The organism is Vibrio sp. CDRSL-10 TSBA, assembly GCA_039696685.1.
Taxonomy (GTDB): Bacteria; Pseudomonadota; Gammaproteobacteria; order Enterobacterales; family Vibrionaceae; genus Vibrio.
The window spans coordinates 619,957-633,675 of the sequence record CP155565.1 but is presented as its reverse complement, the minus strand read 5'-3'; the positions used below and the strand labels follow the sequence as shown (position 1 = coordinate 633,675).

Below are 13,719 nucleotides of genomic sequence, written 5' to 3'. Positions count from 1 at the left end.
GAAATTTCAGATGATTAAGCAAGTTGGCGAAACTCAGATCCGGGAGAAACACACGGCAAGCTGCCATTGCGGTACCATTGAGCTGGAGTTGACTTTACCCCGCGGAATAGAGGATCCACGTCGCTGTGATTGTTCAATGTGCCGGCGCCGCGGTGCGATTGTCGCGTCAGTCCCGTTGGAGAAACCTGCGCATCGTCAAGGGGCAGGAAGCGTTGCGTCTGTATCAGTTTGGTACGCGCACTGCTCAGCACTTCTTCTGTTCTGTGTGCGGTATTTATACGCATCACCGGCGCCGATCCAATCCGACTCAGTATGGCTACAACGTGGCGTGTCTGGAAGGCGTTAACCCGTTTGAACTGGGCCACGTCAAGACATATGACGGGGTTCATCACCCAGCGGATCAATAAAAGATCCTTGCTTGGCGATGCAGGTGGTCATAGCGCATAAGCAATGAAAGCAATAAAAAAACACCAGGTCACTGACCTGGTGTTTTGTCATCATTTAGCGTAATTACAACGCTGCAAGAATAGTTTCTGCTTTGCTGACTTCAAACGATTTAGGTGGCTCAACATTCAGAGTCGTCACTACACCGTTTTCAACAATCATCGCGTAACGCTGTGAACGAACACCGCCGAATGCGCCAGTATCCATTTCCAGGCCCAGAGCTTTAGTAAAGCTTGCATCGCCATCAGCCAGCATCAGTAGTTCAGATGCATTCTGCGCCTCGCCCCATGCTTGCATAACGAACGCATCGTTAACTGCAACACAAGCGATCAAATCAACGCCTTTTTCTTTCAGTTTGTCAGCCAGTACTACGTAACCAGGCAGGTGAGATTCAGAGCAGGTCGGAGTGAAGGCACCTGGTACTGCAAACAGCACAACTTTTTTACCGGCAAACAGTTCTTTGACGTCGTGATTCACCATTCCGTCTTTAGTCAGCTCGCTCAGAGTGGCTTCAGGAAGGTTTTGTCCTTGTTCAATCATGATGATTCCTTAGTTTATTGGACATTATAAAAGCGGTTGAATTTTCGGGATAATGATTCGGACTCTGTACAAGCCCGAAAGTTCAACCGCCTCTAAGACCCGCTTGGTCGGGCATAACCACAGTCTAGCCCTAATTCACTGAACTAAAAACAGAGAATCTCTACGGGTATTCGATTACGCGTGGGGAACCGTTCAGTCCAAGGTCCGGAAACGGCTGCAATCAACTGCGGCTAAGGTCTGGTTAATGAGAGCATTGATTTTTTATACCTGACGCGGGCTTCTATACCTGACACAGGCTTCTATATCTGGTGCGGCTTGGATACTCATTGCGCTATCAGGCACTTTCAGGTTCTTATCTCGGCGCGATTTTACCTGTCCTGCAATGAACTCTGATGCGGTTTTGGCCGCCGTCAATCAGATTGGAAAAGAATGTTATTTATGTGAAGTGACCCCGCAGCTCAACGCATTGATGGGGGCGTGGGGTTATGTTAACTGATTGTTTAAGCTACAGTGTTTATATAAACATACGTTAAGTAGGCGGTAATCAGGCGTGTTAAACCTTCATCCGATGCAACCGAAACACCTCGCGGAGGTGGCCGAATTGCAAGTAGCACCCGAGCAGATCAAGTTTGTAGGTTGTATCGAAGATATCATGGTGAACATTGATAACTTCATTCATCCTCATGTCATGTTGTTCAATGACACTGTGGTGGGTTTCTTCCTGATAGATACCACCTATAGTGCTCAGTATCCGTTTGCTGCGCCAGGCAGCCTGGGGCTACGTGCATTCTTTGTGTCGGAACCGTTTCAGGGCCAGGGATTTGGCAAGCAGGCCGTACAACTACTCTCGATTTATTTACCGGCGCACTATCCGCAGTACGACACCATATATCTGACGGTAAACTGCAAAAATCCCGCGGCGAAAAGATGTTACGAGCTGGGTGGATTTCGTGACACAGGTGAACTTTATCTGGGTGGTGATGCAGGGCCACAGCAGATTATGATTCTTAATTTTCCTCTTAACAGACGTGATTAGCATGTGAATGCGAACAGTTGTACACGTTCTATACTTTCAGTTCTGACTAAAGGAGTTAGATATGTATCAAAGTGTTCTGACATTCTGGTTTAATGAGATCACGCCGGAAATGTGGTGGCAGAAAGACACAGCATTGGACGATCAAATTCGTGACCGTTTTTTACCGCTACATGAGCAGGCAGTGAAAGGTGAGTTGTTTCATTGGCGGCAGTGTCCACAGGGCGCGTTGGCCGAGGTGATCGTTCTGGATCAGTTTTCTCGTAATATTTATCGCGGACGCCGCGAGGCTTTCGTTAACGATCCGCTGGCTCTGGCATTGTCTCAATTTGCGATAGAAAAAGGCTACAACAAGCAGCTCACCAGGGAAGAGCAGGTTTTTCTCTATATGCCGTTTATGCACAGTGAATCGCGCCTGATACACGCTGCAGCGGTCGATCTGTACTCTGAACTTGGTCAGCAAGGCAATCTGGACTTTGAAGTGAGACATAAAGTTGTGATTGACCGCTTCGGTCGCTATCCGCACCGTAACTCCATTCTTGGCCGGATTTCGACCACGGAAGAGATCGAGTATCTTGAACAGGGTGGTGATGTCTTTTAGCCGGGCTGCCTTCACTGGTTTAGGTTACCAGGAGGCGGGCTTGCAAGGTGAAGGACATAGAGTAAAAAGAGAACAAGGGTAAACAAGCTAGCAAGGTTAAAGTGATGAGTAGGATTTATCTGTTTGACTGGGGGGACACTCTGATGATTGATAACCCCTCTCTGCCGGGAAAAATGTGCGACTGGCCACAAGTGGAAGCTACGCCTCACGCGTTGGAAACGTTGCGCCGTCTGAGCCAGCGCGCAGAGATCTATATCGCCACCAACGCAGAGAACTCGGTTGAAGCAGATGTTCGAAATGCATTTTTACGTGTTGGTCTGGATGATTATATCCGGGGCTATTTCTGTAAACAGACTCTCGGCGTTTCGAAAGGAAACGCCGTTGTTCTACCACATGATTATCGAGCATTTGAACGCAGTTCCTGCTGCGGTCACTATGGTCGGTGATACGCTGGAAAATGATATTTTACCCGCCGCAGAGGCCGGTTTGCAGACCATCTGGTACAACCCGGGCCATCAGCCATTTACCAGCACTTATGCCGGACCGGTCGTGCATTGTCTTACGGATATTTTAGACTTGTGAGCAAGCCATCAGGCAATCAGTGCTGAACGAATGTTTCATTAGGTAGCTAAATCATGTTAGTCAAAGAAAATACCGGTCTGATCGTGGTTGATGTTCAAGGCAGGTTGGCGCGATTGGTCCACGATAGCCAAGCGGTACTGGACGCAACAGCCAAACTGATTAAAGGGGCGCAAATTCTGGGACTGCCTGTGATATGGCTGGAACAGAATCCCGATAAACTCGGCGCAACCGTTGCGGAAATTGGTGAGTTGTTGGCACCGGGTCATCATCCGATTCAAAAATTCCACTTTTGTGCAGGCACTGAAGCCCCGTTTGCAGAAGCGATTATGCAGGCTGGGGTATCATATTGGCTGGTGTGCGGCATCGAGAGCCATATCTGTGTGTATCAGACAGTGGCCGGTTTACTGCAAAGCGGCTATCAGGTAGAAGTGGTGCAAGATTGTATCTCTTCACGCAGTCAGGCTAATCGTCAGTTAGGTATCGAAAAGATGTGCGCGCTTGGTGCGCATAAAACGTCGGTGGAAATGTGTTTGTACGAGCTGGTGAAAGATTGCCGCAGCGAAAGCTTTAAGCCCATTCTACAACTGATCAAATAACAGGTTCTGTTTGCAGCACACTTTAATCATGTAGCAACCGACATTAATATCAGGCCGCCTGCGTTAATATCAGACACGGCCGCCTGAATAGACGACCAATTGCCAAAATAGACTAATTGCCAAAATAGACTAATTGCCAGAATAGACTAATTGCTGTGAGGCGCCGATTACCGGGCAGGAATACGAACCTGTAGCCAGAGTTGTAAGGAAGTTAAAGTGGAAATAAAAATCGATGATTTACAAGGAGCGGGCATCATTGGCTTGCTGGAAGAGCATTTAGCCGATATGCATGCAACCTCACCGGCGGAAAGTGTCCATGCATTGGATGTCGAAGCGTTACAACACCCTTCAATTACTTTCTGGTCAGCGGCTGAAGGCGATAGTGTGCTCGGTTGCGTGGCTCTCAAATCATTAAGCCCTGAGCATGGCGAAATTAAATCGATGCGTACTGCCGGCGCTGCGCGTAACAAAGGGGTCGCGACCAAGCTTCTCCATCATCTTATCACCGAGGCGAAATCCAGAGGCTTTAAACAGCTTAGCCTGGAAACCGGCACTCAAGAGTACTTTAGCGCAGCGCATTGTTTGTACGCCAAATATGGCTTTGTTGATTGTGAACCTTTTGGCGATTACCAACCGGATCCCAACAGCAAGTTTATGACCCTGGTATTAGCGCAGTGAGTCAAAAACAGGGCAGCTGGCTAAGATTGCCTATGCAATCACAACCGATTGATAGGCAGTTAAAATAGGCGCGACTTTTTGCGGATTGCTTTGTTGCATGCGCCCATAATGGGCCAGTAATTTTTGTTGGTAACGGCGGGCAAGCTGTCGACTGGATTCACATTCAGTGCGCCATAAACTGTCCCCGGTCAGACTGACCAGAGGTTGACTGCTGTACTGATGGTTTGTCGTCAGGTGCAATATTTCGTAAAAGCGGCGGTTGTCTTCAATCAATTCTTCTTTAATGATGCGACATTTAAGATGGCGCAGCTGTTCTCTAAGCGTATACGTGTGGTGAACCGGACACAACAGAAATTCCAGCGGCGTGTTTGGATTAGCGCTACAGATGGCTGCAATCAAATCTGACATCAGGTCACCGCCGACACCAGCAATGATGACCAGGTGTGAGCCGCACATGTCGGCTAGCGGAATTCGCGCAACGTCCATACAGTAGGTCTGCCATGGACAAGGCCACTCCTGGCCAAAATAACTATTCAGGCGCTGCTGTAATGACGTCATCAAGTCCGGCACGATATCAACAAAGTGTATTTGTCCGCCAGCCTGGCGCTCGAGCAGCGCTGCTCCGAGGAGACCATGGTCGCAGCAGCAATCCCAGATATGGTCGTAGTGTTGGCGTACCTGGTTTTCCAGTAGTTTGAGACGTTTACTTAATTTCATCGGAAGTGACTAGTTAGTTTTATCAGCAGTGTATAAATGGTCGAAAAGCGGAGCTTGCTTTGGTGCGCTGACATTGTAGTGATTTCGGCCGGTTTGGCGAATCAATTTTCTCTGCTTTACTTAATCTGTTGCTTGCTTTTTTTTGAACGATTTCAGGTTCACTTTGACTTGATGCTTGATTGCAACAAGCTACGTGTGGGGCAGGTATACGTAAAACATTCCGTATACTTAAAATAACGCTGTATACGTAAAATAACTGAGAACGGAACGGAGAATTGTCCATGATAGAGATACAAGGGCTTGATCATGTCGTGGTACGAACCACGCAGCTGGAGCAGATGCTGAAGTTTTATCGGGATGTACTTGGTTGTCCGGTTGAGCGTGAGTTGCCTGAAGGGCTGACTCAACTGCGCGCCGGCAACGCGTTAATTGATATTGTGACGGTCGACAGCCCACTAGGAAAAGAGGGCGGTAAACCACCGCAACAAGACGGACGCAATATGGACCATTTCTGTCTGCAGATTACACCGCGTAATGAAAAAGAGCTGGTGGCGTATTTAGACAACCATGGCGTGCAGCATTCTGATTTTGCCAAACGGTATGGTGCTCAGGGTTACGGACGTTCGATTTATCTGCACGATCCCGAAGGCAATGTGGTGGAGCTCAAGCCCTGGGCTCCTGAATCTTAGCATGATGGCCGTCATGCTTTGTCCGTCATAGACTGAAACGACCTCTTGGCCAAGTTCCTGATATCAGGAACAAAGCGTTTTATCGCTTTACGAAAAACTAACATGGTTGACGGCTTGCCCGCGACTTATTCCCGCGTTATGTTGTGTAGGTTCATATCAACAAGGAAAGGGTTATGAGTATCGAGTTAAAGGCCTCGTCACAGCGAGTACAGGATTTTCTTTCTCAGCACGGGCAGCAGTTTGTGGTGAAACAAATGCCGGCTTCCACGCGTACCGCCGCCGAGGCTGCGCAAGCGGTCGGCTGTTCAATTGGCCAGATCGCCAAATCTCTTATTTTTAAAGACAAGCAAACCGGAGATCCGGTTCTGATTGTCGCTTCAGGCGCCAATATGGTGTGCACGAAAAAAGTAGAACAGGCGACCGGTATCAAACTGGGTAAAGCGGATGCCGATTTCGTGCGAGAAAAGGTCGGCTATGCCATCGGTGGTGTACCTCCTGTTGCCCACCACGCCAAAGTGACCACGATTCTGGATCCTTCCCTGCAATCTTATGAAGCCATCTGGGCTGCAGCGGGCACGCCTAATTCATTGTTTGAACTACACTCTAAAGACTTAGAGCTGTTAACTCAGGGAAACCTGGGTGGAGCTGGCCAAATAATGCTGATTTTTTCACGGCGGGAGGGTGTTATGAATGCTCAAAGACATGGTATTTCAATTGGGCTGGATCGAGTGGATGATGAGTTCTTCGTTACCATCAAAGCGTTCGGAACATTAACACACCGTGATTACCAGGCAATGACCCCGATGCTGGAAGCAGCGCTGATTAAGGTTAATGAACCGAAAGTCAGAGTCATGCTCGATGCCACTGAGCTGGATGGCTGGGAGCTGAGAGCTGCCTGGGATGATTTCAAGTTAGGCCTTAATCATGGCGCTGATTTTGATAAGATTGCGCTGTACGGCAGACCCGGCTGGCAGGAAAAAGCAGCGAAACTGGCCGGGTGGTTTATGTCGGGTGAAGTGCAATTTTTTGATGATTATCAGCAAGCGCTGGATTGGCTGAAATAGCCACAGGGTTAGACGAACAAGGCGTATGTTTCATGGGCAAAGTCGCTTTAACGGTGCAGAGGCTTCACTGGTAAATAACTTAATTAGTGAGACGCTGAATTGGTAATAAGGCTTAGTTGGTCATGAGTTGGCGGAGTAATCAAGCGATTGGTAGCAGATATGAAAGAGAAATACACGCTAAGTAAACGTGGGCTGGCATTGGCTGGATTTGTCATGTCAGCTTTATCGCCAGCATGGGCGGGCATACTGACCACAACCAATTATGTGGTAACCATTACGCCCCATTGCGGTGAAGGCCAGGTTACTTGTGACGATGTCACTTATCACGGGCGTTCTAAACTCAGTGGTGAAGAGATTGAGTTAAAGGGCGAGACAATGCATCTGCTGTGTGGCGACAAGAAAACTCCGTGCCGTTTTCTGGGATATCACTTTCAGAATGATGATTACGAATATCAGGTTTTTGATAGCGGCGTGCTGCGCGTTAAATACAACGCTAAACTGGTGGTTGATGAACGTGGTCAGTGGTCAAACTGACGTCTTGGTTTTGTTTGGATGGACTCGTTTTCAACCCGGAATGGCGTGAGCCAGAAATGTGAATTCTTTAATGATTATTGGACGGAAACAGGCATGGAAGTGTATCAATGCGTCTCTTTTCTGGTCGTGAAAGACAATCAGGTACTGCTGGAAAAGCGCTCGGCTGAAAAAAGTTGCGACCCCAATCTGGTGGCGATACCCGGCGGGCATATTGAAGCCGGTGAATCTCAGCAAGAGGCACTGTTGCGCGAGTTAATGGAGGAGTTGGCGATAACGCCAACGGAGTTTGTCTATCTCTGTTCCCTTTACCATCCCACCAATGAACTGCAATTGCTGCACTACTATGTGGTTCCTGCCTGGCAGGGCGAAATCGGCTGTCATGAAGCGGAAGAGGTATTCTGGCGCCCGATCAATCCGGATTGGGTCGATACCCGCGCAGACAAACTGGCTCTGGCAGAATATCAGCGTCTATTTCAAACCGGCATTTTATCGGCCTGAATTTAATTAACATTTCACCGGAATGCGTATATGGTGAACAGAGTGCGACTATGGAAAGGTTGCATATCATCGTTCTTTCAGTGAATCCTTGCAGACGTTATCGGTTCTGGAAGGATGATCTCAAGTGATCAAGGAGTGTTCACTATGTCTATTGAAACCTGGTTGATTTATGCGTTGGCGGTATTGGTTTTGACGGCTTCGCCCGGACCGAGTTTCTTTGCTGTGCATGACCAAAGGTGTCACCTCAGGTTGGCGTAAAGCCTTTATGACCGCTTTAGGCAGCCTCAGTGCTATTACTTGTATCATGACCTTGTCATTTACCGGCCTCGGGGTGGTAATTGCCTCTTCGGAGCTGATTTTTAATCTGGTGAAATGGTGTGGAGCCGGGTATCTCGCTTATCTAGGCTTTAAAGCACTGACATCGAAGCAAGATGACTATCAGATGGCATCGGGTCAGTCGGTGTCTTCTGCGGGGTTTGGCGCTCATTATTTGTCCGGATTGGTGGTGGGAGCCAGCAATCCTAAGGCAATCCTGTTTTTTACCGCTTTGTTTCCGCAATTTATTCAGCCACAGGCTCCTCTGCTTTCTCAATATCTGATTTTTGCTTCGACCTTTATGATCATGGAGCTGTCGTGGCTCTGTTTTTACGCTTATCTGGGTGCAAAGTCTTCGACCTGGATTTTGGCCAAGGGGCGGGCTCGACTGTTTAATCGCCTGACCGGCGGAGTATTTATTGGCGCCGGGGCTTGGCTGACCAGCGTATCTAGAACCTGATTTTGGAGTATTCATGTCTCAACACACCGCTACGGTTACGTGGCAGCGTCAAGCTGATGAAATTTTTAGTGATAATAAATACAGTCGCGGTCATGAATGGCAGTTCGACGGTGGTGCCAAAGTCGGCGCTTCCGCGTCACCGGATGTAGTGCCGCTGCCTTATTCGGTTGCCGCTAACGTTGACCCGGAAGAAGCGATGATTGCCGCGCTATCCAGTTGCCATATGTTGGTTTTTTTGTCGATTGCGGCAAAAAAGCGCTTTGTGGTTGAGTTGTATCAGGATAATGCAGTCGGGACACTGGAAAAAAACGAGCAGGGTCGGGAAGCACTGACCAAAGTGGTGCTGAGGCCCAAAATTGTCTTTTCCGGTCAATCACAACCCAGTATCGCTATGCTGGAAAAAATGCACCATCAGTCTCACGAGAACTGTTTTATTGCCAACTCGGTCAAAACGGAAGTGACCACCGAAATTATCCTTTAAGCAGGCTGTCAGAATGAATATTGGTATCTACATCTATGATGAGGCCGAAGTATTGGACTTCTCCGGCCCGTTTGAAGTTTTCAGCACGGCTAAACGTTTAGCCGGGAATGACTGGAATATCTTTTTTGTGGCGCAGGATGACGTGTTGGTCAAAGCGCGCGGCAACTTTTTGGTTAACCCTCATTACAGTTTTGCGGATCATCCGCCGATTGATTTATTGATCGTGGTCGGTGGCGTGCACACTTTTGAACTGGAAAAGCCGGCAGTGATCGACTGGATTCGATGCGTATCTGCACAGGCCAGTCAGGTTGCCTCTGTGTGTACCGGAGCCTTTTTGCTCGCTCAGGCGGGAGTTCTGACTGACCATTTGGTCACCACCCATTGGGAAGATATCGCTGATCTTAAAGCGAGGTTTCCGCAACTGGATGTGAAGCAAAAATGCCGCTGGGTTGCTGCTGATGAACGGATTACCACGTCAGCGGGCATATCTGCCGGCATTGATATGAGTTTGTATCTGGTATCCAAACTGGCATCTCTGGCGCTGGCAGAGCAAACGGCACACCAGATGGAGTATGACTGGAATAAAACTCAGCCGTGAAGAAATCCTCTGCGTAGCTTATGCTTGAGATGGAAGTTTGTATTACTTGCCAACACGAAGGCGAGGGTGATGCCCGTGACAGGGGGTGGAAAATGAAAAACAAAGCGCTATTGATTATTGATGTTCAGGAGTCTCTGTTTGAGCAGGAGCCCAAGCCGTATGCCGCGAAAGAGGTGGTACGCAATATCAATACATTGAGTTTCCTGGGCCAGGGTGAAAGGTTACCCGGTTATCTTTGTTCAGCACGAAGAGCCGGAGTATGCCCAGTTGAAGTATGACAGTGAAGGCTGGCAACTCCAGCATGATATCCATACCGAAGACGGCGATCTGTTTGTGCGCAAAACGACCCCGGATTCATTTCACCATACCGATCTGCGGGCTCTGCTCGAAGAGCAGGATGTGGATGAGTTGATTGTGTGTGGTTACGCTTCTGATTTTTGTGTGGATACCAGTGCCAGACGTGCGGCAGCTTTGGGTTACTCGATCATTGTGGCCACCGATGCTCATACCACTCACGATAAACCGCATGCATCGGCAGAGCTGATTCGCCATCACCACTCTTATGTTTTGTCTCATATCTCCAGCTTTCGGGTACCGATCAAAGCGATGACCACCTATGAAATCTGTCACTGAGGCCGGGTTTAACCGCTTGTTCAGGCCTGTCCTTTGCTAATGATACAAGGTTCAGGCTTCACCAAGCAGACTTTCTAATAACGGCAGACAGGCACGGGCGGCGTTACTGTCGTTATTGACCTGAGCAGTCACGATCGCGCCTTCTTTCAACAGACACAAGGTATCGAGCAGCCCCGGCTGCGCTTGCTGTTTTTCTGTGAGGCAAGATTGAATCAGGGTGCGAACCTTCTGTTTATGCTGCTGGCACGTTTCTCTTAGCCCTTCAGCTTCCTGCCCATATTCCACGGCAGTATTGATAAAAAAGCAGCCCCGGAACGGACTCAGCTGCTCAACATCGCCATGCAACCAACGATCCAGTGCAGCGAATAGCCCTTTGATGGCAGGCAGCCCCGGAGAGTACTGGGCCATTTCTGCGCTTAACCAGCCATAAAACAGCGTGTCACGGTGCTCCAGTGCGGCAGCGATCAGTTCTTCTTTACCGGCGAAATGATGATAAAGCGTCTTTTTGGCGATACCGGACTGTTTGAGAACTTCATTGATACCTACCGCGCGGATCCCGTGGCGGTAAAACAGGGTTAGTGCGGTTTCAATTAACAGCTCTCGTTTATCATTCATCAGAGACTTCCTTTTAGTATCCTGATTTATCCCCTTTTTACTTGAAGCTGCAGCGCTGTTCGCTGTAACTCCAACTTGTTTGGGATATCACCACCAATTTTGTGGACAAAAGCATCTTGACATAGGTAGACCACTTTGTCTACTCTTGCGGGTAGACAGAGTGGTCTACCTAAAGGAAGCAACAATGAATCATATAAAATCAGCGTTATTGGCAGGTATCGCGGCAACATTCGCGATTGGAGTTTTATCCTATGCAGATGCATGGAGTGGTCATGGTCTGTGGCTCATGGCACCCTTTGGTGCAACCGCAGTGTTGGTATTCGGGGTGCCGGACAGTCCGTTAGCTCAACCGAAAAACGTTATTATCGGCCACCTGATCACGGCAACGATTGGCTTAGTGTTTGTGCATTTTGTGCCGGTTGAACCCTGGAGTCTGGCGTGTGCAACCGGGCTGGCTATCTCTGCGATGCTGGTGACCAAAACCACGCATCCGCCTGCCGGAGCGAATCCGCTGTTGATCATGCTGACAGGTCAAAGCTGGTCATTCCTGGTGACTCCTGTGCTGCTGGGCGCTGTGATTATTGTGTTGTGCGGTAAGCTGGCCAAAGTGTGTCAAAACCGTACTCTGGCGGCGAGTAAAGCCTAAGGCAGTAACTTGCAGCCATGCGAAAGTACTACGATAGCCACGCAAACCTGATTGGCTGAATTGGTATCGCCCTACAAAGCTAAAGACCTCGCTGCTTGCTTGTTTCAACAATGAATGTTTGTTTTAACAGTGATTGTTTGCTTCAACAGTGAGGTCTTTTGTTCTGAAATCAGATGAAAACGCTTAAAGCCTTAAAGGTTTGACGCTTTCAGAGCCAAATTTAACTGACTGCCTTGAGATTGGTTCTTAACCGATGACGACGCTTTTTCAGGTAACGTTCAACCAGCTCAATGGTTTGTTCATCATGATCTAAACCGAGCTTGGTTCGGCGCCAGAAAAGATCTTGTGCACTGAACACCCATTCATGCTCAGCGAGATAATCGACTTCTATCTGATACAGAGACGGGCTGAAAGCCTGACCGAGATCTTCCGGCTGACAGACTCCGGCCAGTAAAGTGCGGATACGGCTGCCGTAACAGTTAAGCCAACGTTCCAGTAAACTCTCACCGATAAACGGATAGCGTTGTTTGCATTCTCTCAGCAAGCGATGGAAATTGAACTCTTCTCCGCCCGGTAATGGTGCCTGGCTGGTCCAGTCCGGCTTCATGTGCGGGAAACACGGTTGAAGCTGATGCATCGCGATTTCAGCCAGTTTACGGTAAGTGGTCAGCTTGCCACCAAAAACAGATAAGAGCGGGGCCTGGTGGTTTCTTGTTATCCAATGCCAGGGTGTAGTCACGGGTGACGCGTTGCGGTGTGACAGCCTCATCATCCAGCAGGGGACGAACACCGCTGAATTCATGAATGATATCGTTTTTACAGATGTTTTTAACAAAGTGCTGGTTCACAACGTCGATGAGGTACTGTTTCTCATCGTCGGAGATCTTGACCTGACGCGGATCGCCCTGGTATTCGACGTCAGTCGTGCCAATCATCGAATACTTGTCGAGATATGGGACTACGACAACCAGTCGTTTATCGTGATTTTGCAGCACGTAGGCGTAGGGTTCAGAGTGAATCTTGGGCACAATAATATGCGACCCTTTTACCAGTCGGATACCATAAGGGGAGCTGAGATGCAGGTGATCATGAAAAAAGCAGCGTACCCAAGGGCCAGTAGCATTTACCAAGACCCGGCACTCACGGTTAAATGAACGCTGATGACGTTCATCAAACAGTTCAACTTCCCATATGGTGCCGTTACGTTTTGCACTGACGACCCGGCAATAGTTGATCACTTCACTGCCCATTTCTTTGGCTTGCATGACATTGGCCAGTACCAGACGCGCATCGTCCGCCCAGCAGTCGGAATATTCAAATCCGGTTGTGAGTTCCGGTTTGGTCACCGTACCTGCCGGTAAACGCACTTTATGGCTGCCTGGCAGAGAGCTGCGGCGGCTGAGGCTGTCGTATAAAAACAGCCCGGCACGGAGTAACCAGGAAGGGCGGAGAGAGGGCCGGTAAGGTAAGCGCAGGCGCATCGCTTTAATGAGATGCGGTGCTTTTTTTAAAAGAATTTCACGCTCGGTAAGGGCTTCACTCACTAAGCTAAACTCATACTGTTCAAGATAACGCAGACCGCCGTGAATCAGTTTTGAACTGGCTGATGACGTTGCGCCAGCAAAATCCTGCGCATCGTAAAGACCCACTTTCAGTCCGCGCCCCGCAGCGTCGGCAGCGATACCTGCACCATTAATACCGCCTCCGACTACGATGAGATCGAGGACCTTATTATGGGATTGAGGAGCTGAGCCCGGGATAGGTTCCATCAATGTGCTCTCCATGTACGTTACGTGACGACTGCGATGACTTTTTAACCTTTATCGCTAGCAAAGCATGCTCTGTAATGAATACTAGCCTGACAATAAAGAGTTTTGATCTGGATCGAACAAAGAGATGTACTTTTGAGAGCTGAGAATCAAAATTTCGTAAGCTTAGCAGCGTCAGTTTCACAGGGCTGGCGTTAAATTTCGATACAATGAAAAGATAGCGTTG

Annotated in this window: 16 protein-coding genes and 5 pseudogenes; 17 read left to right on the top strand and 4 right to left on the bottom strand. The window is 48.8% G+C overall.

Translation table 11 applies throughout. The annotated features are described in order from the left end of the window. The first annotated feature begins 10 nt into the window (after positions 1-10). Positions 11-407 (top strand): annotated as a pseudogene (locus tag ABDK09_03070) (GFA family protein). 103 nt (positions 408-510) lie between these two features. Here the strand turns inward: ABDK09_03070 and ABDK09_03065 are convergent. After that, entirely contained in the window at positions 511-984 is a 474-nt protein-coding gene (locus ABDK09_03065; GenBank protein ID XAW88342.1) for a peroxiredoxin, read from the bottom strand. Between the two features lie 592 nt (positions 985-1,576). On the opposite strand from ABDK09_03065, the gene ABDK09_03060 reads away from it, so the two are divergent. The 6 genes from ABDK09_03060 to ABDK09_03035 all read left to right on the top strand — a co-directional run bounded on the left by ABDK09_03060 (position 1,577) and on the right by ABDK09_03035 (position 4,474). Further along, positions 1,577-2,020 carry a GNAT family protein gene (locus ABDK09_03060; GenBank protein ID XAW88443.1) on the top strand — a complete coding sequence of 148 codons (444 nt, stop codon included), beginning with the start codon at positions 1,577-1,579 and terminating at the stop codon, positions 2,018-2,020. A gap of 61 nt (positions 2,021-2,081) precedes the next feature. Then, entirely contained in the window at positions 2,082-2,618 is a 537-nt protein-coding gene (locus ABDK09_03055) for a DUF924 family protein (GenBank protein ID XAW88341.1), read from the top strand. Between the two features lie 104 nt (positions 2,619-2,722). After that, positions 2,723-3,064 (top strand): hypothetical protein, encoded by a 342-nt coding sequence (locus ABDK09_03050; GenBank protein XAW88503.1) that lies wholly within the window; start codon positions 2,723-2,725, stop codon positions 3,062-3,064. Then, entirely contained in the window at positions 3,012-3,200 is a 189-nt protein-coding gene (locus tag ABDK09_03045; protein XAW88442.1) for an HAD hydrolase-like protein, read from the top strand. The genes ABDK09_03050 and ABDK09_03045 overlap by 53 nt, the downstream gene beginning before the upstream one ends. Positions 3,201-3,253: 53 nt before the next feature. Then, on the top strand, positions 3,254-3,796 hold the full coding sequence (locus ABDK09_03040) for a hydrolase (protein ID XAW88340.1): 543 nt from the start codon (positions 3,254-3,256) through the stop codon (positions 3,794-3,796). Positions 3,797-4,012: 216 nt separating this feature from the next. Continuing rightward, a complete protein-coding gene (locus ABDK09_03035) occupies positions 4,013-4,474 on the top strand; it encodes a GNAT family N-acetyltransferase (protein XAW88339.1) in 462 nt (153 codons plus the stop codon). 30 nt (positions 4,475-4,504) lie between these two features. On the opposite strand, the gene ABDK09_03030 is transcribed toward ABDK09_03035, so the two are convergent. Next, entirely contained in the window at positions 4,505-5,191 is a 687-nt protein-coding gene (locus ABDK09_03030) for a tRNA (adenine(22)-N(1))-methyltransferase TrmK (GenBank protein ID XAW88338.1), read from the bottom strand. A gap of 281 nt (positions 5,192-5,472) precedes the next feature. On the opposite strand from ABDK09_03030, the gene ABDK09_03025 reads away from it, so the two are divergent. The 9 genes and pseudogenes from ABDK09_03025 (at position 5,473) to ABDK09_02985 (ending at position 10,463) form a co-directional block, all read left to right on the top strand. Next, positions 5,473-5,880 (top strand): VOC family protein, encoded by a 408-nt coding sequence (locus ABDK09_03025; GenBank protein ID XAW88337.1) that lies wholly within the window; start codon positions 5,473-5,475, stop codon positions 5,878-5,880. Positions 5,881-6,053: 173 nt separating this feature from the next. Then, positions 6,054-6,537, top strand: a pseudogene (locus tag ABDK09_03020) (YbaK/EbsC family protein). Positions 6,538-6,566: 29 nt separating this feature from the next. Further along, positions 6,567-6,944, top strand: coding sequence for an STAS/SEC14 domain-containing protein (locus tag ABDK09_03015; protein ID XAW88336.1), 378 nt, complete (start codon positions 6,567-6,569; stop codon positions 6,942-6,944). A gap of 159 nt (positions 6,945-7,103) precedes the next feature. After that, positions 7,104-7,478 carry a hypothetical protein gene (locus tag ABDK09_03010; protein XAW88335.1) on the top strand — a complete coding sequence of 125 codons (375 nt, stop codon included), beginning with the start codon at positions 7,104-7,106 and terminating at the stop codon, positions 7,476-7,478. 93 nt (positions 7,479-7,571) lie between these two features. Beyond that, positions 7,572-7,976: an NUDIX domain-containing protein gene (locus ABDK09_03005; GenBank protein ID XAW88334.1), complete on the top strand. Its 405-nt coding sequence runs from the start codon at positions 7,572-7,574 to the stop codon at positions 7,974-7,976. 144 nt (positions 7,977-8,120) lie between these two features. Beyond that, positions 8,121-8,751, top strand: a pseudogene (locus tag ABDK09_03000) (LysE family translocator). Positions 8,752-8,764: 13 nt separating this feature from the next. Beyond that, positions 8,765-9,232 (top strand): OsmC family protein, encoded by a 468-nt coding sequence (locus tag ABDK09_02995; protein ID XAW88333.1) that lies wholly within the window; start codon positions 8,765-8,767, stop codon positions 9,230-9,232. Between the two features lie 13 nt (positions 9,233-9,245). Then, a complete protein-coding gene (locus tag ABDK09_02990) occupies positions 9,246-9,830 on the top strand; it encodes a DJ-1/PfpI family protein (protein XAW88332.1) in 585 nt (194 codons plus the stop codon). A gap of 92 nt (positions 9,831-9,922) precedes the next feature. Beyond that, positions 9,923-10,463 (top strand): annotated as a pseudogene (locus tag ABDK09_02985) (cysteine hydrolase family protein). A 51-nt stretch (positions 10,464-10,514) separates the two neighbouring features. Here the strand turns inward: ABDK09_02985 and ABDK09_02980 are convergent. Continuing rightward, positions 10,515-11,078, bottom strand: a complete 564-nt coding sequence (locus tag ABDK09_02980) for a TetR/AcrR family transcriptional regulator (GenBank protein XAW88331.1) — start codon at positions 11,076-11,078, stop codon at positions 10,515-10,517. A 184-nt stretch (positions 11,079-11,262) separates the two neighbouring features. Here ABDK09_02980 and ABDK09_02975 point away from each other — a divergent pair, with 184 nt between their 5' ends. Then, positions 11,263-11,724: an HPP family protein gene (locus ABDK09_02975; protein ID XAW88330.1), complete on the top strand. Its 462-nt coding sequence runs from the start codon at positions 11,263-11,265 to the stop codon at positions 11,722-11,724. A gap of 220 nt (positions 11,725-11,944) precedes the next feature. Here ABDK09_02975 and glpD read toward each other — a convergent pair. Further along, a pseudogene (gene glpD / locus ABDK09_02970) lies at positions 11,945-13,493 on the bottom strand (glycerol-3-phosphate dehydrogenase). Positions 13,494-13,719: the final 226 nt, after the last annotated feature.